Source organism: Streptomyces sp. NPDC107765 (assembly GCF_055657085.1).
Map to the genome: position 1 here is coordinate 257035 of NZ_JBVKBL010000010.1, position 22839 is coordinate 279873.

The window sequence follows — 22839 nt, forward strand, 5'->3', positions numbered from 1 at the left end:
CGCCATCATGAGCAACGACAACACGAGCACTGCCATTGCGAGCAACGGCGTCGAACGGATTCGTCAGGTCGAGTTGGGGGCCGGGGGTCCCCTCGTCGGTGTCCAGGGCTTCGGGGCCATGGGGATCAGTGCCGCGTACGGGGACACGGACGACGCGGCGGCCCGGGACACCCTGGAGGCCACCGTCGAGGCGGGCGTCACGCTCATCGACACCGCCGACATGTACGGCGTCGGGGCCAACGAGGAGTTCCTCGCGCCGTTCGTCGCCGCGCACCGCGACGAGATCACCCTGGCCACCAAGTTCGGCATCGAGTACCGGGCGGACGACCCGAAGTACCGGGCCATCCGTAACGATGCCGGCTACATCAGGAAGGCCGTCGAGGCGAGTCTGCGCCGGCTGAACGTCGAGGTCATCGACCTTTACTACATGCACCGGCGGGATCCTGCCGTTCCGCTGGCCGAGTCCGTCGGGGCCATGGCCGAGCTGGTGCGGGAGGGGAAGGTGAAGTACCTGGGGCTGAGTGAGGTCACCGGTGCGGAGCTGCGCGAGGCGCACGCCGTGCATCCGATCACCGCCCTGCAGACGGAGTGGTCGGTCTTCAGCCGGGACGTCGAGCGCAGCGCGGTGGGCGCGGCCGCCGAGCTCGGGGTCGCCTTCGTGCCGTACTCGCCGCTCGGCCGGGGATTCTTGACCGGTGCCTTCACCGACGCGGGCAAGGAGCTCTCCGGCGGCGATTTCCGGCAGTTGATGCCGCGCTACACCGGGGACAACGCCAAGGCGAACGCCGCACTGCTGGAGCCGCTGCACAAGATCGCCGCCGAGCACGGCGCCACCACGGCGCAGATCGCGCTGGCCTGGGTGCAGCAGCGGGCCGAGGTGCACGGCCTGACCGTGGTGCCGATCCCCGGGACCCGTAAGCGGAGCCGACTGCTGGAGAACGCCGCGGCCACCCGGATCACCCTGACCGCCGAACAGCTGGCCCTGCTGGAGCCGATCGCCGGGCAGGTGGCGGGCGAGCGCTACGCGGACATGTCCCTCACCTCGGCGGCCCGGGAGGGGTAGGCCCGTCGGTCGTAGGACCGTTCAGGGCACCGCCGGCCGGCTGGCCCGCATGGAGCAGGTTCCGATTGCGGGCCGGGGCAAGATCGGCTGTTCTGGGTGCGAGACGCGTTGGTCCGTCCCGCAAGCAGACGAGGAGCGTCCATGCTCAAGGGCTTCAAGAACTTCCTGATGCGCGGTGACATCGTCGTCGTGGCCGTGGGGCTGATCATCGCGCTGGCGCTCAGCACGCTGATCAAGGCGTTCACCGACAACGTCATCGACCCGATCATCGCCCGTGCGCAGGGAGGTGGGTCGGTCGGGCTCGGCTGGCAGCTCGGTGATCCCGGGAACGCGTCGACCTATGTGAATCTCGGTGCGTTCCTTTCCGCCGTGATCTACTTCGTCATCTTCATGGCTGCCGTCTACTTCTTGATCGTCGTCCCGTACAAGGCCGTCCAGGCGCGCCGTGGGGTCACCGTCTTCGGTGACCCCACACCGGCCACCACCTGCCCGGCCTGTCTCGCCGACGACATTCCGACGGGTGCCGCCAAGTGCCGCTACTGCGGGACCGACCAGCGCGCGACGCCCGCAGCCCCCTGAGCGCCGAGGGGAGCAGGCAGCCGAAGAGGACCTCCCCGCCGGAGAGCCGGTCCGCGGCAGGAGTCAGGCCAGTCCCGCCGCGTCCAGCAGGTACGCCGTCAGCGGGTCGTAGTAGCGGGGGCTGCGGACGTGGTCGTCGAGGGGGACGGTGACCTGGAGGGTGCCCTCGGCCTCGGCGAGGAAGAGGGCCGGGTCGTTGGAGTCGGCGAAGCCGATCGCGTCCAGGCCGCGCTGGCCCGCGCAGCCCGCCCAGCCGTGGTCGGCCACCACCAGGTCCGGCAGCGGGCGGCCGGCCCGCTCCAGCCCGTCGAGGATCGCGGCCATCGGCTCGGGGGAGTGGGTGTGCCACAGCGTCGCCCCGCGCTCCAGCATCGCCACGTCGGCGAACTGGAAGACCATGCCCTCGTCCGCCTGCAGCCCGTCCGGGATGACGACGATCTCGCAGCCGGCGGCGCGCAGTGCCGCCGCGGTCGCGCGGTGCACGTCGAGCAGGCCGCCCGGGTGGCCGGTCGCGAACAGCACCCGCTGCTCGCCGGCCGCCGCCTTGCGCAGCAGCGCCGCCGCCCGCTCCAGCGCGTCCACCGTCAGCTCGGGGTCGATGGTGTCCTGGCCCTGCCGGTGGTGCGGGTCGTCGCTCACCCCGCAGCGCTCCGCCATCACGGCCAGGACGTCCTGCTCGTCGGCCCACCGGTCGCCGAATTCCAGGCCGAACCAGAAGTAGCGGTCACCGTTGGCGAGCTTGCGGTAGTGGGAGAGGTTGTTCTCCCGGGGGGTGGCGACCTCCCCGGCGATCCGGGTGCGGACGAGATGGTCGACGAGTTCGGCGCGCGACGGAACGGCGGCTGCGGAGGCTATCGGCATAGCGCCATTGTGCCCGGACGTATGTTCCGGGGCGGGGGAGTTCCGTACCCCGGACGGAAGCGCGCACGGACACCGGCCGCGCTGGACGAAATGTCGAAGCGGCACCTTGTCCGGTGGCGAAAATGTCCATGGGCGGGGAGCCCTCACCGTCCCTACCCTCGCCTCATGACCACCGCAGCCAGCGCTTCCCACGAGCCCGTCGGCCCCGTCGACTCCTCCCGCATCCCCCGCTACGCCGGGCCGGCCACCTTCGCCCGCCTGCCCCGCCTGGACGAGGTCGGCGGCCGGGCCGACGTGGCCGTCGTCGGCGTGCCCTTCGACAGCGGCGTCTCCTACCGCCCCGGTGCCCGCTTCGGCGGCAACGCGATCCGTGAGGCGTCGCGGCTGCTGCGCCCGTACAACCCGGCGCAGGACGCGTCGCCGTTCGCGCTGGCGCAGGTCGCGGACGCCGGTGACATCGCCGCGAACCCGTTCAACATCAACGAGGCCGTCGAGACCATCGAGGCGGCCGCCGACGATCTCCTCGGGACCGGCGCGCGCATGATGACGCTCGGCGGTGACCACACCGTCGCGCTGCCCCTGCTGCGGTCCGTCGCCAAGAAGCACGGGCCGGTCGCGCTGCTGCACTTCGACGCGCACCTCGACACCTGGGACACGTACTTCGGCGCCGAGTACACCCACGGCACGCCGTTCCGCCGCGCCGTGGAGGAGGGCATCCTCGACACCTCGGCGCTCTCCCACGTGGGCACGCGCGGGCCGCTGTACGGCAAGAAGGACCTCACCGACGACGAGAAGATGGGCTTCGGCATCGTCACGTCCTCGGACATCTACCGGCGCGGCGCCGACGAGGTCGCCGACCAGCTGCGGCAGCGCATCGGGGACCGGCCGCTGTACATCTCCATCGACATCGACTGCCTGGACCCGGCGCACGCCCCCGGCACCGGCACCCCCGAGGCCGGCGGCATGACCTCGCGCGAGCTGCTGGAGATCCTGCGCGGGCTCTCCTCCTGCAACCTGGTCTCCGCCGACGTCGTCGAGGTGGCGCCGGCCTACGACCACGCCGAGATCACGGCGGTGGCCGCCTCGCACACCGCGTACGAGCTGACCACGATCATGTCGCGGCAGATCGCCGCCGCGCGGCAGGACTGAGCCCGGGCCGGATACGCGCTGACGGGACGGCCGGTCACACGGGTGGCCGGCCGTCCGTCGTCCTCCGCCCGGGCGGCGAGGCCGCGTCGGGCGTGGAAGCGAGGGCGCGGTCAGTCGGTCTCGTCGTACAGGGTGTCCGTCCAGGCCGGGGACTCCGCCCCCTCCTCGTCGATCGCCTCCAGGTCGGTCTCGATGAGGTGCCGGATGCGTTCGCGTTCGGCGCGGCCGGCGGCCATGGGGAGGAGGCACCGCCCCAGGACGTACCCCTGGAGCATCGCCACGAAGGCGGGCAGGCTGCTGGCGACGAGCGGCTGCTCATACCCGTACCCCTCCTCGGCGGGGACCGCGTAGACGCCGCCGCCCTCGCCGTCGACGACGAGCGGGAAGCCGCCCCAGACGCCGAGCCGGTAGTACGCGCCCCGGCCGGCCGACTCGGGCACGTCCTCGTCCTCGGTGAACTCCCAGACCTGCTCCGCCGACAGCTCGGCGAGCGGCTCCTCGGCGAGCGCGGTCAGCCGCATCTCCGCGCCGCGGAACGCCGGCAGCCCGGTCTCCGTCAGCAGCCGGCGCGCCGCCTCGTCCCGCAGCCCGTCGGGCAGCGCGCCGGCCGGGACCTGCTGTACGGTGCCCGGCCCGAACAGCTCCGCCAGCACGGCGGTATCGGGTGCGGGCCAGTCGGTGCCGCCGTCGACCCGGCCGAAGGGCGCGAAGAACGGCTCGCCGTGGAGGGGCCCGAAGGCATCCAGGGCCCTCGGGCTCCGTGGCGGAACCGCACCCGCCGGATTCCCGGAAGGGTCCGGGTCCGGACCCGCGGGGGCGGGCTCCACGGCGAAAATGCCGCCCAGGCCGGCGACCACCACCAGCGCGTCCGGGCCGTCCGGGCCGTCCGGGCCGTCGAGGCGGACGGCGTCGGTCAGCAGCTCGGGTTCGATGCCGTAGCTCGTCAACTGGACCCACGGCTGGGTGAGTTGCGGGTCGCGGTCGCGGGGCCAGAGCGGTTCCGACTGGCCCGGCTGCGGGATGCCGTCGCTCCAGGGGCCGCCGAGCTGCTCACCGGTCGCGGCGTCCCAGATCCGCACCCGGCGGTCCCAGGCGCCCCGGCCGGCGACCACGTGCCGGCCGGCGGCGGCCGGCACCTCGGCCGTGACGTCGGTGAGGGACTGCAACGGGCCTGGTTGCAGGTGTGCGAGATCCCAACCGCCTGGTGGACGCCAGTGCGCCCAGCGGACCTTCCAGGGGAGCGAGACGCCCGAGCGCTCGATACCGGCCGCGACCTCGCTGTCGCCCCGTACGGTGCTCATCAGGTGCAGCCAGGACGCCCAGGTGCCCTGGGGGAGCGAGTCGACCCCGCTCAGCCACAGGTTGGCGGCGTCGCCGGCCGGTGAGCGCCGGTCGAGGGGGCGCGGCGACCGGTAATGCGCCGCGTCCAGCAGCGCCACCTGGTCCAGGTGCGCCAGCACCTCGCCGGTGCGCTGGACGTCGTCGAACCGGCCGGCCCGTACGGCGTGCATCGGCAGGGCGTGCGCGGCGTACTCCCCGACCGGGCCGGTGAGGTGTCCCGGCGCGGACAGCCGGTCCGTCAGTCGGTCCACGAGTCGGCCGCCGGCCGCGCGGAACCGCTCCTCGTCGAGGCCCCGACGGATCCGGCGGGCGATCCGCTCGTCCAGGAAGGAGACCCGGGCGCCCTCGACGGTGAGCAGGTCGGAGAATTGCCCGGCGAATTCCGCCAACGCGTCGTCATCGGAGGGGAGCTGGACGCCGATTGCCTCGGCCAGCTCGCGCCACACGGTCAATGGGGTCCGCGAAAGCTCGGCGAGCGCCAGGGCCTCCACGGCGGGCGGCACGGAGGCAGAGGGAGCGTCGGCCGGTGTCCCGGATTGCAGGTGCAGCGCCAACAGGCCCCGGATCCTGGGTGTCCGGGGCGGCGGATCGGCCTCCACCATCACCTTGGTGCGGGCCGTGAGCGCCAGGTCGCGTGCCAGGGTGCGGACCACGCGCTCCGGCTGGGCGGAGGTCCGGGTGCGGCCCGCGCGGTGTGCGTTGGCCAGGAACACCGGGCGCTCGCCGAGGTCCGACGTGCGCAGCTCACCGCGCCATCCCGCACGGCGGTGCGGCGGGGAATCGACTCCGGCAGCCGACAACACACGCTGCAGGACCTCCTCGGCGGTGAGCCCCGTGGCGTCCACCCAGACCGCGGCCGGCAGGGCGTCATGGACCCGCCGGAGCACCCCGGTCCGGCCGGATTCCGGAGCCCCCACCAGTTCGGTGACCGGCTCCCGCTCCCCGTCGCGCCACCATCGGAGGATCCGCTCGACGGCGTCATCGGCACGGACGTCCTCGTAGGAATTCCCGGGGCTCGACATCATGTCCCTTCACCAGCTGACGAGTTACTGACGGTCCGCCACGAGCTGACGACCCGCTGACGGCCCGGCACCATGGCACCTACCTCGGGTGGCCGAGGTCATACCTGGGTGGCAATGATGCTCCACAGGTTCCGCATGCGGTCGATCCGCTCCTCGAACTGGCGGTCCTGTTCCACCATCGCCGGTGAATCCGGAACGCGGGCGCGTACCTCTTCGTCGATTTCCCGCAGCCTTTCCTTGGGGAGTTTCCGTACGCCCAGTTCCTCGCGGGCCGCCTTCATCTCCTCCTGGCGGATCCGGTTCCGCTCCTGCACCACGTCCGCGTCCGTGCGGTAGACCGTGCTGTAGTAGACGGGAACCTGCTGGCCACCGCCTTGCTCCTTGGCCAGTTTGATCAAGTAGTCGGAACAGTTGTGCTTGCCGAGTGCGCCCTTCTTGTCGCCGCAGGGCTCGCGTTCCGTATACAGGCCGGCCAGGGTGTACTTGTTCCCGGAGAGCCGGTTCGCTTCCTTCAGCCAGGTACCGAGGTTCTTCTCGGAGTGTTTTCCCGGTTCGTCCCCGTGCTTCGGGTGTGAGGAATCCACGACGTATTCGACGCCGTTGGGGCCGTGCACCTCGATGACCGCGTAATTCCGGCCGGTCGGGTCCGGACCGTGTTTGCCGATGTTTTCACTGGGGTTCTCGACGTTGCGGAGCAGCGCGTTCATCCTGTTGGCGGCGGCCCGCTCGTGCAGTTCGGCACCGGCCGAGCTCTTCCCGTCGTTCACCGGGTTCGAGTGGACGCCGTATTCCTGGTGGAAGCTGTGGCTGAGCCGGCCGAGGGTGGCGACCACGGCCATCCGCTCACCGCGGTTCAGGTTGTTGAACCCGTCCAGGTGCTCGGCCAGTTGGCCGGCGTTGAGCCGCACCGGGCCGTCCGCGCCGGGCTGGTCCCCGGCCGCGGCCCGCAGGACCTGGGCGAGGCTCCCGTCGTTGGCCCAGTCCCGCATCTGGCGGTCCAGGACATCGTGCTGGATCTGGTGGACCGGGGTGTTCTCGTTCGCCCGGAGCCGGTCCTGGGCGTCGTCCGGCGGCAGGCCGTCCTGGTGGGTGCCGGGCCGCTCGCCGTGCACCGGATGCCGCTGGTCGTCGCGCTCGATGTCGGATGCTTCGCCGGGGTGTTTGCGCTTCTCGCCGGCGCCGGCGGGTTCGGCGGCGGGCCGACGGCCGGGGTCGGTGGGGCGGTCGTGGTCACCGGGGTGGTGCTCGGCCGGTGTGGGGGCGGTGGGACGGCGGTTGGCGTCGAGGGGGATGGCGTGGACGCCGTTGTTGCCGTCGTGGAGCGGCTTGTTGCTGGTTTTGCCGGTTTGGGCGTCGACGTAGGTGATGTTGCCGTGGTGGTTGACGACGTTCCAGGCGTGGGCGCGGCCGTTGTTGTCCTGGGTGACGATGACGGCTTGGGAGCCGTGGCCGTTGTTGCGGAGGTCGTTTTCGAGGCGGTGGAAGGCGTCGGGGCCGTTTCCGTAGTCGTGGAAGGGTGCGCCGAGGGTGTTTTCGATGCGGTTGCGGCCGTTGGTTTCGCCGCGGTCGGAGGGGGTGCCGTCGGGGTGGGTGTCGGGGGTGCGGTGGGCGGCGGCGGTGGGGTTGCCGGCGTAGGTGTCGGCGGTGGCGAGGGCGGCGTCGACGCAGTTGTTGTTGCGGCCGGGGGCGTCGGGGCCGGGGTGGTTGATGGTGCCGACCCAGTTGCTGTCGTGGGGGTCGGGGTGGCGTTGCGGGTCGCCGTTGTCGTCCTTGGGGATGGCGTCCTCGACGTGCTGCTGGTGCTCGTCGGTGGGGCCGTCCAGTCCGCCGGGGCGCTCGCGGTTACGGGTGTCGGAGGCGGCGGGGGGATCGTCGTGGGGGGCGTTGTGGGGGCCGTCGTGGGAGGTGTTGTCGGTGTCGTTGTGGGCCTCGTGGCCGGGCTGGTTGTGGTCGTTCGGGTTCTGCTGGTTGTTCGGTGCCTCGGGGCCGTGGTGGTCGTTCGGGGTGCCGGGGGTGGTCGGGGGCGGGTCGGTACGGGTCGGCTGCGGCTCCGGGCGCCGGGGGTCCGGGCGGGTCGGGTCCGGGCGCGTGGTGTCGGGCCGGGTGGTGTCCGGGCGGGTCGGGTCGGGGCGCGGCGGGGACGGGACCGGGCGCTGCTGACGCGGGTCGGGGCGCCCGCCGGAGGGCGTACGCGGGTCGTCCGGGCGGCGCGGCCCGTCGAGCCGGGGGTCATGGGCGGGGCGCTCCGGGCGGCGCTGCTGGGTGATGTCGTGGACCGGCTGGGTGCCGTCCGGGCGGCGGTTGGGCGGGGTGGTGCGCGGGGTTCCCGCGGGCGGCTGGGAGCCGTGCGGGGGTGCGGTGGTCGGTGTCGGCCGGCCGGTGCCGCTTGGCGTGGTGGGGTGCGGTGCCGCGTTCGGTCCCGTCGGCCCGGCCTGCGGGGGCACGGCGATGGGCATGCCGGCCACCGGTCCCGGCGACTGCGGCCCGCCCTGCGGTGACTGCTGGGGCGGAGTGGCGGAGTGGCCCCCGGGATCGGCTGCCGGGGTGGGCGGCGGGGCGGTCAGGGTGTCGGCGGACTGGGTGGTGACGGTGGTGTCGTCCTCACGGGAGTGCGGCATGGGGTCGCCGGCGGAGGGGTCCCGGTGAGCGGCGGGCGACGGCCCGGCGGACGGTGCGTGCGGCACCCCCGCGCCCGCGCCCTGCGAGGGCACGCTGACGTGCGGGGTGGTCGGACGTCCGCCGCCCGCACCGGAGTGGGAGCTGTCTCCGCCTCCGTCGTGCGAGGGGGTGCCGCCGCCGTCGCTGTAGTGGGGCGCGGGGGTGGGAGTGGAGGTGGGAGGGGACGGGGACGGAGACGGGGCCGAGGAGTTGCCGGTGTCGTGGGAGGCGGCGGCCGGCTGCCCCGGGGAGGCGTGGTCGGGGGCCGGGCCCGGAGCCGGGGCCGGGCTGGACGACGGTCCGGAGTCGGGTGTCGGAGCGGAGTGCGGCGCCGGTCCGGAGTCGGGCGTGGGTGTGGCGTGCGGGGCCGGGCCCGGGTCGTGGGCCGGTGCGGCGTCCGGGTGGACGGCCGGGCCCGGGGTGGGCTGCGTACCGACCGGGTCCGGACCGGGGTGCGGCCGGGTCGCGTCGGGGGTCGTGCCGGGGCTGGTGTCGGGTGTGGGGTGCGTGCCCACCGGACCGGAGTCCGGGGTCGGATGGGTGCCCACCGGACCGGAGTCCGGGGTCGGATGGGTGCCCACCGGACCGGAGTCCGGGGTCGGATGGGTGCCCACCGGACCGGAGTCCGGGGTCGGATGGGTGCCCACCGGACCGGAGTCCGGGGTCGGGTGGGTGCCCACCGGACCGGAATCGGGCGTCGGGTGAGTGCCTACGGAACCGGGGTCCGGGGTGTGCCCGGAGCCGGGAGTGGGGCCCGCGTCGGGGATGTGCCCGGAGCCCGGCGCGGGGCCGCTGTCCGGTCCTGGTGTGGGGGAACTCCCGTAAGGGTTGTGGCTGTTGCCGCCCGTGTAGCCCTCGTCGAAGGCGGTGCGCTGGTCCGGGGGCGGCAGCGGCTGGGCCCGGGGGGTCGAGTGGTCGCCGTCCGGACGGGCGGAGCCGTCCGGGGTGGTGGACGGGCCGCCGCCTTCCGGGCTGCGGCCCGGGTCGCTGTGCGTGGGTCCCGTAGCGTCGCCGGAGTGGCCTGAGTCGGAACTCCCGGAGCCGCTCCCCGAGCCCGAGACGGAGCTGCTCCCAGCCCCTGAACCCGAGCCCGAACCCGAGCCCGAGCCGGAACCCGACCCCGACCCTGAGCCAGAACCCGACCCGGAGTCGGACCCGCTCCCCGATCCGCTCCCCGATCCGCCCTCCGATCCACTCCCCGACCCGTGCCCGGAGCCCGCCGCATCGTTGGACGACCCCGATCCGCTGCCGTTGTTCCCGCTGTCTCCGCTGTCTCCGCTGTGCCCGCTGTCTCCGTTGTTCCCGCTGTGCTCGCCGTCGCCGCTTCCGTGTTCGCCGCCACCGCCGTCATGGCCCCCGCCGTGTCCGGCGGCGTGGTCCAGGCCGCCGCGGGCGTGGTGGCCGGCGCGGGCGCCCGCGCCGTCGCGCAGCGCCTCGGTGAAGGTCTGGCCGGAGTTCTTGGCCGCGTCGATGCCCGCGTCCGCGCCCGTCTTGAGGCTGCGGCCGACGTCGAAGCCCTGCTGCGCCCCGAAGTTCATGTTCATGCCCTGGGCGATGGCGTCGGAGATCATGGCCTCCAGCGCGGAGACGGCGGGCTCCTTGACCGTCTCCACGATCGCCTCGACGAGCGCCTCCCGCGCCTCCTTGAGGATGCGCCGGACGATCAATCTGGTCGCTTGGGTGGCGCCCGCCGCGCCGATCTCCGACAGGCCCAGCGTGAAGGGCGCCGCCGCTTGTGCCGCGATGATTTCCGCGGCGAGGATCGCCAGTTGGGCGATCACCGCGACTTTCATCCCGACGATCACCACCGCCCCCGCGTCCATCGCGAAGGCGATCAGCTCGGCCGCCGTGCGCGCGTCGTCGAGGTAGCCCGAGCCGTTGCCGGAGAACTTCTCCCAGGTCTTGCTGAAGCCGTCGATGCTGTCGCCGGAGTTCGCCGAGAGGACGTTGCCGGCGGCGGTGACGCCCTCGGACTGTAACTGCTCGACGGCGTTGGCGAACTCCCGCCAGGCGCTGGCGGACTCGTTCATCTTGTCCTCGTCGCCCGTCGGCCAGTCGAAGCCGAGCATTTCGAGGACCCACTCCAGCCAGTCCGGCAGCATGAGCGACATGGCGGCAATCCCCCGTACGTGGAAGCGGTCAAGCGATGACGGCGCGCGTGCAGAGAAGGAGCTGGCGGAACGGGAGGGAGCGGAGGTCCGTGCCCGCTAGGTCTGGGGCGCCTTGAAGTTGCTGATCAGCTGGCTCTGCGCCTCGGCGTTGGCGACGTGCTGCTTCATCAGCGATTCGTTGAAGTCCTCGTCGGCCTGGTGGTTGTCGGCCATGGTGTTCAGCGCGCCGCCGATCTCCTGGAGCTTGGCGGCCAGATGGCCCATCGACTCGTACATGCCGTCGCGCAGGCCCTCGTAGACGACGCCGAACTTCTCGCCGATGTCGTCGTCACCCCACGGCGGGGTGTCCTGGCCTTCCAGGCCGGTCAGGGTGTTCTTGAGCTTCTCCACGGCGGACTGGTAACGCTGTCCGACGTTGGTGAAGTCCCGTCCCCCTGACTTCAGTGTCGGGATGTCCGCCTGTAGTCCGTCTCCGGCCATCTGTGGCCCCCGTTCCCCACGCTCGTCGGCAGATGCAGGACAACGTGGCGCAAAGTTTAGTCCTCGACTCCCTTGTTTCTTCAAGGAGTTGACTGTCACAACGCTGTCACCGACGGCCTCGGTCGGCCGGCGCTCAAGCCTCCGGGCCGGCGCGGTCGAGGCAGCGCAGGGCGAACCACAGCTCCATGCGGACGTCGGTGTCGTCCAGGTCGGTGTCGAGGAGTGTGGCGATACGGGCGATGCGCTGGCGGACGGTGTTGCGGTGGATGCCTAGCGCGGTCGCCGTACGGTCCCAACTGCCGTGCAGGGAGAGCCAGCTGTGCAGCGTGGTGACGAGGGCGGGGGAGGCGGCGAGCGGTGCGAGCAGGGTCCGGGCGTGCCGGTGGGCGTCGTCGGGGTCCACGAGGGCGGTGAGGCCGGGCCGGTCGGGGGAGGGGCGGCGGACGAGGGCGGAGCGGTGGGCGAGGGCGCGGCGCAGTGCGGTGGCGGCGTGCCGATCGGCGGCGGGCAGCTCTTCGACCGGTACCGGGGCGCTGACGCCGAGGGTCCAGCCGGGCTGTGCGCCGATCTCCCGGTCGGCCGGGACCAGGGCCCGGAGCCGTCGCACGGACGATGCCGATGCCGACGCCGACGCCGACTCCGCCGGTTCCGGTGCTGAGGCCGGCGCCGACTCCGACGCTGATGCCGACGCCGGCTCCCGCGCCGGTTCCCGCGCCGGTTCCCGCGCCGGTTCCGGCGCCACGAGTGTGGTGCCCAGCGCGGCGGCCAGTGCGGCCGCGTCCGCCTCCGGAGCGGCGGTTCCTCCACGGCGCTCGGCGTGCACCACGGTCCAGAGGGGAGCGCCGAGCAGCGGGCCGACGTCGGCCGGCCGGGCACCCAGGAGCAGGTGGGCCAGGGCGGCACCGTGCCCGGTGTCGGCCGCACCGCGGGCCGCGGCCGGGCCGGTGATCAGCGACAGCAGCACCGCGGCGACGCCCGCGATGGTGTGTGCGGGCGGATCGTCCGGGTCCGCGGCGACCACCAGCGCGCACGCCTCCCGCCCGGCGCCGCGCCCCGTCAGGGCGTACGCGGACAGCTGGGTCCCCGGCAGCGTGTCGGTGGCGGAGGACGGCCCGCCGGCCGCGGCCCGCACCCCGCCCGAGGGCCCGGCAACCTCGCCGCCCCCGAGGACGCCGCCCCCGAGGACGCCGCCCCCTACCGCACCGCTCCCGCCCGCGCCGCCCCCGACGACCTGGGCGAGCCGTCCGGCCGCGGCCCGTACCCGGTCGGTGGGGCGGGCCCCGGCGGAACCGTGTTCCGTGCCGTCCGGGCCGAGCAGTGCCGTCCAGCCGTGGACGTGACGGGCCAGCGCGCGCAGCACGGCGCGCGCCGGATCCGGCCGGGCGGCGGCCGCGGCCAGCGCGCGCTGCGCCTCGCCGATCCGGGTCAGCTCCCGGTGGCGGGCCTCCGTGACGGCCTGCCACACGGCGCTCTCCACGGCCGTGAACGGGGTGCCGGCCGGCACCTCCACCAGCGGCAGGCCGTGCCGGTCACAGGCCGCCACCAGCGCGGGCGGCACCGCCTCGTGCACCGGCGCGATCCCGAAGCCGAGCGCGGCGGCACCGGCCGCGACCGTGCGGGCCGCGTACCCGTCGAGGTACGCGGCCAGGGCCGCGTCCGCGTCCTCGCCCGCGGCCCCCGCGGTCACCTCCGCCAGGTGCACGCCCGCCGTCAGCAGCAGCTCGCCGCCCAGGAGGTACGGCACCGGGTCGGCCATCTCGGAGGTGTGCACCCAGTGGAGAGTGACGCCCTCCCGCGGCCCCGCGAGCTGGCGCAGCCCGAGATCCGCCCGCGCGAGGAGCGCGGCCAGCGGGACCGGAGGAGTCGACGGCGCGGTGGTCGCCGACGGGGTGGCCGGCGGTTGCGGCGCCGGGGCCGACGGAGACGGAACAGGAGGCGGCATGTGCGGACCCTCCACAGGGGCGGCCGATGAGTGGAGGAAACGTACACTTCAGCGTCGCCGCGCCGCCTCCTAGGGTCAACCCCCGAGACGAGTCCGCGGGACGACGAGCCTTCGAGGTGAGTCATCGAGGACGAGCTCTCGTGAGGCGGGCCGCTCTCCCCCGTGCGCGCCCGCCTCTCTCCCCGCTCCCTCACCCCACACCCCCTACGCCCCCACACCCCCCTGCACCCCCACACCCCTCTCCCCTCGGCACAGCTGGAAGGGATGGCCCATGGCTGTCGACTATGCGGTGATCGTGCTCTATCTGGCCGGAATGCTGGCCATGGGCTGGTGGGGCATGCGCCGCGCCAAGTCGAAGAGCGACTTCCTGGTCGCGGGGCGCCGCCTCGGGCCCGCGATGTACTCCGGCACCATGGCCGCGATCGTCCTCGGCGGCGCGTCCACCATCGGCGGCGTCGGCCTCGGCTACAAGTACGGCCTCTCCGGTGCCTGGATGGTCTTCACCATCGGCCTCGGACTGCTCGCCCTGTCGGTCTTCTTCTCCGCGCGGATCGCCCGCCTGAAGGTCTACACCGTCTCCGAGATGCTGGACCTGCGCTACGGCGGCCGGGCAGGCGTGATCTCCGGTGTCGTCATGTGGGCGTACACGCTGATGCTCGCGGTCACCTCGACCATCGCCTACGCCACGATCTTCGACGTGCTCTTCGACCTGAACCGGACCGTCGCGATCATCCTCGGCGGTTCGATCGTCGTCGCGTACTCGACGCTCGGCGGCATGTGGTCGATCACGCTCACCGACATGGTGCAGTTCGTGGTCAAGACGATCGGCGTGCTGCTCCTGCTCCTGCCCATCGCGGTGGTCAAGGCGGGCGGCTTCGCCGAGATGAAGGCCAAGCTTCCGACCTCGTACTTCGACCCGCTGGGCATCGGCGGCGAGACGATCTTCACCTACGTGCTGATCTACACGTTCGGCATGCTCATCGGGCAGGACATCTGGCAGCGCGTCTTCACGGCCCGCAGCGACCGGACGGCGAAGTGGGGCGGCACGGTCGCGGGTACGTACTGCCTCGCCTACGCCCTCGCCGGCGCCGTCATCGGTACGGCGGCCAAGGTGCTGTACCCGAAGCTGGGCAGCCCGGACGACGCCTTCGCGACCATCGTCAAGGACGAACTCCCGGTCGGAGTACGGGGGTTGGTGCTCGCGGCCGCGCTGGCCGCCGTGATGTCGACGTCGTCCGGCGCGCTGATCGCCTGCGCGACCGTGGCCAACAACGACATCTGGTCGCGGTTGCGGGGGGCGGTACGGCCCGCCGGTGAGGAGCACGACGAGGTCAAGGGCAACCGCGTCTTCATCCTCCTCATGGGCCTCGCGGTGATCGGCACGGCCATCGCGCTGAACGACGTCGTCGAGGCCCTGACGGTGGCGTACAACCTGCTCGTCGGCGGGCTCCTGGTCCCCATCCTCGGCGGGCTGCTGTGGAAGCGCGGCACGGTGCAGGGCGCGCTGGCCTCGGTGACGGTCGGCGGCCTCGCGGTCATCGGCCTGATGGCGGGCTACGGCATCCTCGCCAACGAGCCCGTCTACTACGGCCTGCTCGCCTCCCTCGCGGCCTACGTGGCGGTCAGCCTGGCCACCCGGCCGACGGACGCGGCGGTGCTCGCGGTGTGGCGGGCACGGCTGCAGGCAAGCCCGTCCGACGCTTGACCGGACACCGCGCCACACGACGAGACGAAGCCACGACGAACCCGCATCCCCAGACGACACCCTCGGAACAGACGGAGAGTCACCCGCCGATGAGCACCACCACACCCGCACCCGCCCCCTCGCCGGCGGGCCCCCCGCGCACCGGCGGCGACCTGGTCGTCGAGTCGCTGGCCGCGCTCGGTGCGCGGACCGTCTTCGGGCTGCCGGGCCAGCACGCGCTCGGGGTGTTCGACGCGCTGCGCCGGTCCGCGCTGCGGTACGTGGGGCTCCGGGTGGAGAACAACGCGGGCTTCGCGGCCGACGCCTACGCACGGGCGACGCACGGGGTCGCGCCGCTGCTGGTCTCCACCGGGCCCGGGGCGCTGATGACGCTGCCCGCGCTGCAGGAGGCGGCGGCCGGTTCCGCCGCCGTGCTGGCGATCGGCAGCCAGGTCCCGCTGGCCGGGATCGGCGGCGGCCGGCACGGCTATCTGCATGAACTCACCGATCAGAGCGCCGCGTTCCGCGATGTGGTCAAGTCGGTCCACACCGTCCGCACCGCCTCGCAGATCCCGTCGGCGGTGGCCGCCGCCTGGGAGTCGGCGCTGAGTGCGCCGCACGGCCCGGTCTGGCTGGAGATCCCGCAGGACGTGCTGCTGGCGCCGGTCGACGTGCCGCCGGTGGGCGCGCTCGCCGTGGCCCCGCGGGTCCCCGCGCCGCGGCCGGAGCTGGTCCGTGCGGCCGCCGAGCGGCTGACCGGGGCCCGCCGCCCGGTGATCCTGGCCGGCGGCGGGGTCGTACGGGCCGGTGCCGAGGCGGAGCTCCTGGCGCTGGCCGAGCGGCTGCGGGCGCCGGTGGCCACGACGTTCGGCGGTAAGGGCGCGTTCCCGTGGGAGCACCCGCTCTCGCTGCGGTCCTGGCTGGAGGACCGGCACACCACCGACTTCCTGGAGGACGCCGACACCCTGCTGGTCGTCGGGTCGGGGCTGGGCGAACTCTCCTCGAACTACCACACGTTCCGACCGCGCGGCCGGCTCGTCCAGATCGAGGCGGACGTCGGCAAACTGGAGTCCAACCACGCCGCGCTGGGCATCCACGCGGACGCCCGGCAGGCGCTGGCCGCCTTGGTGGCGGAGACGGCCGGCGCGGAGGCCGTCGGGCTGCCCGCGCCCGGGGCGGCCGGGTCGCCGGAGGCCGCGGTGGCCGGGGTGCTCGCCCGGGTGCGGGACCGGCTCGCCGCCCAGGACCTCGGCCTGGAGCAGCGGGTGCTGGCCGCCGTACGGGAGGCGCTGCCCGAAGAGGCGGTCAGCTGCTGGGACATGACGATCCTGGCCTACTGGGCCTGGTCCGCCTTCGATCCGCGGCGCACCAACGCGCTGCATTCCGCGCAGGGCGCCGGCGGTCTGGGGTACGGCTTCCCGGCGGCGCTGGGGGTGGCCGTCAGCGATCCGGGGCGGCCGGTCCTGGCGGTGTCGGGGGACGGCGGCGCCATGTACTCGATCGCCGAGCTGGCCACCGCGCGCCAGTACGGCCTGCCGGTGACCTGGCTGATCGTCGACGACGGCGGTTACGGCATCCTGCGCGAGTACATGACGGACGCCTTCGGCGAGGCCACCGGCACTGAACTGACCCGCCCGGACTTCGTCGCCCTGGCCGAGTCGTTCGGGGTCCCCGCGGTCCGTACCGACCCCGAGAGGCTGGGTGCGGACCTGGCCGCGGCGCTCGCCGCCCCGGGCCCCTCGGTCGTCGTCCTGCCGGCCCGGCTGCGGATGTTCGCGCCGACGCACCTGCCGGCCTGACGCGGGGCCGCACGGCCCGAACGCGCGGGTGCGGTGCCGGAGGACCGGCACCGCACCCGGGGATCGAAGGACCGGTTCCTAGAGGCTGAGCTCCGGGTGCAGGTCCTTCATCCGTACGACCTGGCGGCTGCGCGCCGCGAGGGCGGTGAGGGCCAGGGCCCCGAGGGTGAAGGCCGCGAGGACCACGCTGCCCTGCTGTACGACGGCGAGGTCGCCGCCGGTGATCAGCCGGCGCAGCCCGTCGACGACGTAGCTCATCGGCAGGAACGGGTGCAGGGCGGCGAAGAAGCCGGGGCTGGTCTGCACCGGGTAGGTGCCGCCCGCCGAGGTCAGCTGGAGCATCAGCACGACCAGGGTGAGCACCCGGCCGGCCGGGCCGAAGAAGGCGCTCAGCAGCTGGATGATGGCGGTGAACGCGGCCGTGGCCAGCACCAGGAAGCCGATGGTGGCGGCCGAGCGGGCCATCTGAAGACCGAGGCCCCAGTGGAGCACGGCCATCAGGGCCAGCACCTGGACGACGCCGATGGCGAAGGCCGGCAGCCAGGAGCCGAGCGCGATCCGCCAGCCGGGGGCGCCCGCGGCCAGGGCGCGCTTGCCCAGCGGCTGCAGCAGCATGAACGCGACCATCGCGCCGACCCAGAGGGACAGCGGGATGAAGTACGGCGCGAGACCGGTGCCGTAATTGGGCGCCTTGTGCAGCGACTTGGCGGCCAGTGCGACCGGGTCGGACATGACCTCGGTACGCGCGTCGCGGTCCTTCTTGTCGTAGTCGGGGATCTTGCCGACGCCGCTGTGCAGCCCGTCGGCCAGCTCGTTGGTGCCGTCCTTGAGCTTGAACAGACCGCCGGTGAGCTTCTCGGCGCCGTCCGCGGCGGTGCCGAGACCGCTGTGGACCTTGCCGGCGCCGTCGGCGACCTTGCCGGCACCGTCGGCGACCTTGCCGGCGCCGTCGGCGAGGGTGTTGATGCCGTCGGCGAGCAGCCCCGCGCCCTGGGAGACCTTGTGGGCGCCGGAGTTGAGTGCGTTGATCTTCTCGATCGCGGCGTCCGCGCGGTCGGCGATGCCCGGTGCCTGGGCGGCAACGGACACGGCGACCCGGTGCAGATCACGGAGCTTGGTGTGCAGCTGCCCGAAGTCGGTGCGGCCGATGGTGTCGTTGACCTTTTCCGCCGCGTCGGCCGCGACGGCGGTGCCGGCCGCGATGGCCTTGAGCTTGGGGCAGGCGGGGTCGGTGGCGACGACGCCACAGCGCTCGCGGTACAGCTCCGCCGCGTCGTCGGCGTTCTTGCGCGCCTGGCCGGCGGCCCGGGCGGAGTCCCCCGGAAGCTTGCTGAGGTCCTCGTCCAGCCGCTGGGTGAGGTCGGCGACCGTCTGCGCCTTCTCGCCGATCTCCTTGCCGTGCGCCCTGAGGTAGGGCAGGTCCTTCTTGGCGACGCCCTGCACCTTCTCGGCGAGCTGCTGGGTGCCGTCCGCGACCTGACCGGCGCCCTGGCTGAGCTGCCGGGCCTTGGAAGCGGCCTTCGTCGTGCCGTCGCTGACCTGGCCGGCGCCCTTGCTGACCTGGCCGGCACCCTTGCTGACCTGGCCGGAGCCCGAGTCCAGCTTGCCCAGCCCATCGGCCAGTTCGCCGGTCTTCTCCTTGGCCGTGCCGACGCCGTCGTCGACCTTCCCGGCGCCGTCGGCGGCCTTGGCGGTCTGGTCGTGCAGGTCCGAGAACGACACGAAGATCTTGTCGAGCATGGCCCGCGACGAGGACGCCGAGGTCTTCGCGCGGATCTCGGAGAAGACGGTCTTGGAGATCGAGCCGACGACGTAGTTGTTGGCGTCGTTCGTCCGGACCCGGAGGGCGCCGGTCTGCGGGTCGTCACCGGAGCTGGAGGCGATCCGCTTGCTGAAGTCCGCCGGGACGGTCAGGGAGAGGTAGTACGTGCCGTCCTCGACGCCCTTGGCGGCGTCCTCGGAGCTGACCTCCTCCCAGTCGAAGGTCTTGCTGTCCTTGACGTTCTTCGCCAGTTCGTCGCCGGCGGTGATCTTCTTGCCGCCGACGGTGGCGCCCCGGTCGTCGTTGACCAGCGCCACCGGGATCTTGTCCAGGCGGGCGTAGGGGTCCCAGAAGGAGCAGAGGTACAGCGCCCCGTAGAGCAGGGGGATCAGCATCAGGGTGACCAGCCCGATCCGGGGCAGCTTGCCCCGGCCGAAACGCCTGAGCTCAAGCGCGGCCAGCTTCGGCGAACGCATGCGCCGCTTCCTCCTCGGTGGTGTGGGGGGTGGTCTTCGGGCCGTCCCGGTCCGGGGCGGGGGCGGCGGGCCGTGCGGTGGCCGCGGGCCGTGCGGTGTTCGCAGCCGTGGTGCGGACGATCAGCGCGTCCGCCGGGGCGTCGCTGCCGGCCGCCACCACGGTGATGCCGGCCAGCGCGAGGTCCCGCAACAGTTGCCAGGCCAGGTCGCGTTCGGCCGGGGACAGCTTGAGGTCGACGTCGTCGACGGCGAGCAGATGCGGGTCCTGCATGACCGCGAGCGCGATCGACAGCCGCAGCGCCTCCAGCCGTTCCAGGTCGCGGACACAGGTCCGCAGGCCCTTGGGGAGGGTGTCGGGGTCGAGCCCGGCGGCCGCCAGCGCGGCGTCGATCCGGGCCCGGGTGGCCTCCTTGTGGCGCTTGCCCCAGGGCAGTGCCGGGGAGTTGGTGAGACGGCGGCCCAACAGGGCCTGTTCCTTGAGGTGTTCGCCGACGGTGAGCGCCGGTTCCAGATCGGCGACGCCCGGGACGTGGGCGAGTGCGGTACGGCTGCGGACCGTACCCATCCGCTTGGGCAGCGGGAAGCCGGCGACCGTGGCCGAGCCCTCGGAGATCCGCATCCGGCCGGTCAGGGCGAGCAGCAGGCAGGTGCGCCCGGAGCCCGAGGGGCCCTCGACGGCGATCAGCGAGCCCGGCTCGGCGGTGATGTCGACGCCCCGGAAGGCCCAACCGCGTGGGCCCCGTACTCCTATGCCCGTGGCGTGGACCGCCGCCCCCTTGCGGGTGGTGTTCACAACCCCTCCCCATTTGGTCTGACTGGTCAGTCTAAAAGTGTGCCGTACCTGGGGCCCTTTTGACCAATCGGATGACCAATCGGAGAGATTTGGCGAACGCGCGCGGTACTTCGGGCCCTTGGGGCCGTGACCCGAACGGGGGACTCGGCTTAGGGTGCCGACATGGCGGGGGCCTGATGATGTTCACGTGGTGCCCGTGGCGCGGACCCGCGGCACGGGCTCTTCATGGATGACGGAGAACCATGGAAGATTCGACGCGTCTCCCCACCCCTCTGCCCTCCCGGGACCCGGCCGGGCAGCCTCCCGGCCGCCGCGGCCGCCCCGCCCGCCGCTCCCGCAAGACCCTCGCGCCGCTCCTCGCGGCCGCCCTGGTCGCGGTCCTCGCACCGGTCTCCGCCTCGGCCGCCGCCCCGTCCGGGGGGCCGCCACCGGAACCGGCCCCGGGCCCGCACGGGCCCTGCCTGACCGGCCACGACGGCGACGGCTGGACCGCCATCTCCGACAAGATCGACCCGGCGGACAGCTACCACGCCTTCGTCGGCAACGGCTACCTCGGCCAGCGCGTACCGCCCAACGGCACCGGCTACGCGGCCCCCGGCGGCCAGACCGGCTGGCCCCTGAAGACGCCCGCCTACGACGGCTCCTTCGTCTCCGGGCTGTACGCCAAGGGTCCCAAGAACGTCCAGGGCCGCCAGGCCATCGCCGCGCTCCCCACCTGGACCACGCTGAACGTCGGCACCGGCGGCACCCACCCCGACACCTTCTCCTCGGCCACCGCACCCGGCCGGATCTCGCACTACCGCCAGTCCCTCTCGCTGCGCTGCGGCTTCGTCCGCACCTCGCTGACCTGGACGGCCGCCGACGGCCGCCGCACCGACCTGGTCTACGACGTGCTCACCGACCGCACCGACGCGCACACCGGTGCCGTACGGCTGCGCATGACGCCCCACTGGAGCGGCGCCGCCACCGTCACCGACGCCCTCGACGGCCGCGGCGCCCGCCGGATGACGGCCTCCGGCACCCCTTCTGCCTCCGCGGACGGCGCCGGCGGGACCATGGACGTCGGCTTCCGCACGGACGGCACCCGCACCGAGGGCGCGGTGGCCTCCACCCTGCGCCCCGGCCCCGGCGTCCGGGCCCCCGCACCCCCCACGGCCCCCCGGTCCGGCCGGACCGCCTCCCTCAGCAACCGCCAGCAGCTGACCTTCCCGGTCCGCAGCGGCCGCAGTTACGAACTCGCCAAGTACGTCGGCGTGGACACCGCGCTGACCTCCCGCCACCCGCGCGCCGACGCCGACGCCGCCTCCCGGCGGGCCGCCCGCCGCGGCTGGCAGGAGCTGTTCGCCCGGCACACCGCCGCCTGGCGGCAGCTGTGGCGCAGCGACATCGAGGTCAAGGGGCAGCGCGACCTGCAGACCTGGGTCCGCTCGGCGCAGTACGGCCTGCTGTCCAGCGTCCGCGCAGGCAGCCGCAACAGCATCGGTCCCACCGGCCTGACCAGCGACAACTACGCCGGTGAGATCTTCTGGGACGCCGAGACCTGGATGTACCCGGGCCTGCTCGCCACCCACCCCGACCTCGCCAGGTCGATCGTCGACTACCGCTACAAGACCCGCGCCGGCGCCCGCGAGAACGCCCGCAAGCTCGGCTACAAGGGGCTGTTCTACGCCTGGACCAGCGGCAGCAAGGGCGACCTGTGGAACGAGTGCCACAGCTGGGACCCGCCGCACTGCAAGACCCAGAACCACCTGATGGGCGACATCTCCCTGGCCACCTGGCAGTACTACCTCGCCACCAAGGACACCGCCTGGCTGCGGTCGCGCGGCTGGCCGGTCCTGAAGGGCATCGCCCAGTTCTGGGCCTCCCGGGCCACCCGCAACGCCGACGGCAGCTACTCGATCAAGAACGTCGCCGGGCCCGACGAGTACAGCAACGGCGTCAACGACGGTGTCTTCACCAACGCCGGCGCCGCCACCGCCCTGCGCCACGCCACCCGGATCGCCGCCGTCCTCGGGGAGAAGGCACCGGCCTCCTGGAACGCCATCGCCGACAAGCTGCGCATCCCCTACGACGCGAAGAAGAAGGTCTTCGAGCAGTACGCCGGGTACAAGGGCACCACCATCAAGCAGGCCGACACGGTGCTGCTGATGTACCCGCTGGAATGGCCGATGTCGCAGGCCCGGGCGGCCCGCACGCTGGACTTCTACGCCGCGCACACCGACCCGGACGGCCCGGCCATGACCGACTCGGTGCACGCCATCGACGCGGCGGGCATCGGCGAGGCCGGCTGCTCCACGTACACCTACCTGCTCCGCTCCATCAAGCCGTTCGTGCGCGGCCCGTTCGCGCAGTTCTCCGAGGCGCGCGGCAACAAGGCCGGCGCCGACGACCCGCACGCCGGGCGGCCCGCACAGGACTTCCTCACCGGCAAGGGCGGCTTCCTGCAGACCTTCACCAACGGTCTGACCGGGCTGCGGCTGCGCGAGGACCGGGTGTACCTCGACCCGCTGCTGCCGCCGCAGCTCGCCGACGGCGTCACCCTGCGCGGGCTGCACTGGCAGGGGCGGACCTACGACATCGCCATCGGCGCGCACCAGACCACCGTGCGGCTGATCTCGGGTGCGCCGATGCGGATCGAGTCGCCCCAGGGCGAGCAGATCGTCAGCCGCGGCGTACCGGCCGTCCTCAAGACCCGCCGGCCCGACCTGGCCGCCACCACGAACGCCGCCCGCTGCACCCCGGCGACCGCCACCTCCGAGGAGCCCGGCATGTACGCGGTCGGCGCGGTGGACGGCAACGCCACCACGGGCTGGGTGCCGAACGCGGCGGACGGCACCCTCACCGTCGACCTCGGCCGGGCCACCCGGATCGGGAAGATCACTCCGCACTGGACCTCGGCCCGTCCGAAGTCCTTCCTCGTCCAGGTGTCGCGGGACGGCACGCACTGGACGGGGGCCGGCCCGTCCGGCCACGGCCCGGTCCGGTACGTCCGGGTCACGGTGCACGGCGACCGCACGCCGGCCGCCGACGGGAAGCCCCGGCCGCACCCGGGCATCTCGGAGCTGACCGTGCAGCGGCAGAACTGATCACGGCTCCCCGTTGAGCACGGCCCGCGCCGG

General features: G+C 73.3%; 13 protein-coding genes. 6 read left to right on the plus strand and 7 right to left on the minus strand.

Annotated features, from left to right (window positions below):
- Nucleotides 1-7: 7 nt before the first annotated feature.
- Nucleotides 8-1063 (plus strand): aldo/keto reductase, encoded by a 1056-nt coding sequence (locus ACZ7MX_RS24770; RefSeq protein ID WP_472135418.1) that lies wholly within the window; start codon nucleotides 8-10, stop codon nucleotides 1061-1063.
- 141 nt (nucleotides 1064-1204) lie between these two features.
- Entirely contained in the window at nucleotides 1205-1642 is a 438-nt protein-coding gene (locus ACZ7MX_RS24775; RefSeq protein WP_472135419.1) for a large conductance mechanosensitive channel protein MscL, read from the plus strand.
- A 63-nt stretch (nucleotides 1643-1705) separates the two neighbouring features.
- Here ACZ7MX_RS24775 and ACZ7MX_RS24780 read toward each other — a convergent pair whose 3' ends face one another.
- On the minus strand, nucleotides 1706-2503 hold the full coding sequence (locus ACZ7MX_RS24780; RefSeq protein ID WP_030806590.1) for a phosphatase: 798 nt from the start codon (nucleotides 2501-2503) through the stop codon (nucleotides 1706-1708).
- Nucleotides 2504-2668: 165 nt separating this feature from the next.
- Between ACZ7MX_RS24780 and speB the strand changes: the two genes are divergently transcribed.
- Nucleotides 2669-3652 (plus strand): agmatinase, encoded by a 984-nt coding sequence (gene speB / locus ACZ7MX_RS24785; RefSeq protein WP_472135420.1) that lies wholly within the window; start codon nucleotides 2669-2671, stop codon nucleotides 3650-3652.
- A 110-nt stretch (nucleotides 3653-3762) separates the two neighbouring features.
- Here speB and ACZ7MX_RS24790 read toward each other — a convergent pair whose 3' ends face one another.
- The 4 genes from ACZ7MX_RS24790 to ACZ7MX_RS24805 form a co-directional block, all read right to left on the minus strand.
- A complete protein-coding gene (locus tag ACZ7MX_RS24790; RefSeq protein ID WP_472135421.1) occupies nucleotides 3763-6018 on the minus strand; it encodes an SUKH-4 family immunity protein in 2256 nt (751 codons plus the stop codon).
- A 95-nt stretch (nucleotides 6019-6113) separates the two neighbouring features.
- Nucleotides 6114-10784, minus strand: a complete 4671-nt coding sequence (locus tag ACZ7MX_RS24795) for a toxin glutamine deamidase domain-containing protein (protein ID WP_472135422.1) — start codon at nucleotides 10782-10784, stop codon at nucleotides 6114-6116.
- A gap of 96 nt (nucleotides 10785-10880) precedes the next feature.
- Entirely contained in the window at nucleotides 10881-11264 is a 384-nt protein-coding gene (locus ACZ7MX_RS24800; protein WP_472135423.1) for a WXG100 family type VII secretion target, read from the minus strand.
- Nucleotides 11265-11397: 133 nt separating this feature from the next.
- On the minus strand, nucleotides 11398-13206 hold the full coding sequence (locus ACZ7MX_RS24805) for a helix-turn-helix domain-containing protein (protein WP_472135424.1): 1809 nt from the start codon (nucleotides 13204-13206) through the stop codon (nucleotides 11398-11400).
- A 271-nt stretch (nucleotides 13207-13477) separates the two neighbouring features.
- Between ACZ7MX_RS24805 and ACZ7MX_RS24810 the strand changes: the two genes are divergently transcribed.
- Both ACZ7MX_RS24810 and ACZ7MX_RS24815 read left to right on the plus strand, forming a co-directional pair.
- Nucleotides 13478-14911: a sodium:solute symporter family protein gene (locus ACZ7MX_RS24810; RefSeq protein ID WP_472135425.1), complete on the plus strand. Its 1434-nt coding sequence runs from the start codon at nucleotides 13478-13480 to the stop codon at nucleotides 14909-14911.
- Between the two features lie 89 nt (nucleotides 14912-15000).
- On the plus strand, nucleotides 15001-16689 hold the full coding sequence (locus ACZ7MX_RS24815; protein ID WP_472135426.1) for a thiamine pyrophosphate-binding protein: 1689 nt from the start codon (nucleotides 15001-15003) through the stop codon (nucleotides 16687-16689).
- Nucleotides 16690-16767: 78 nt separating this feature from the next.
- Here the strand turns inward: ACZ7MX_RS24815 and ACZ7MX_RS24820 are convergent, their stop codons facing one another.
- Together ACZ7MX_RS24820 and ACZ7MX_RS24825 are read right to left on the minus strand one after the other, a co-directional pair.
- A complete protein-coding gene (locus tag ACZ7MX_RS24820) occupies nucleotides 16768-18927 on the minus strand; it encodes a YhgE/Pip family protein (RefSeq protein WP_472135427.1) in 2160 nt (719 codons plus the stop codon).
- Nucleotides 18899-19720, minus strand: a complete 822-nt coding sequence (locus tag ACZ7MX_RS24825) for an ATP-binding cassette domain-containing protein (RefSeq protein ID WP_472135428.1) — start codon at nucleotides 19718-19720, stop codon at nucleotides 18899-18901. Before ACZ7MX_RS24825 ends, ACZ7MX_RS24820 begins: the two co-directional genes overlap by 29 nt.
- Nucleotides 19721-19962: 242 nt before the next feature.
- On the opposite strand from ACZ7MX_RS24825, the gene ACZ7MX_RS24830 reads away from it, so the two are divergent.
- Nucleotides 19963-22806 (plus strand): discoidin domain-containing protein, encoded by a 2844-nt coding sequence (locus ACZ7MX_RS24830; protein ID WP_472135429.1) that lies wholly within the window; start codon nucleotides 19963-19965, stop codon nucleotides 22804-22806.
- The last annotated feature ends 33 nt before the right edge of the window (nucleotides 22807-22839 follow it).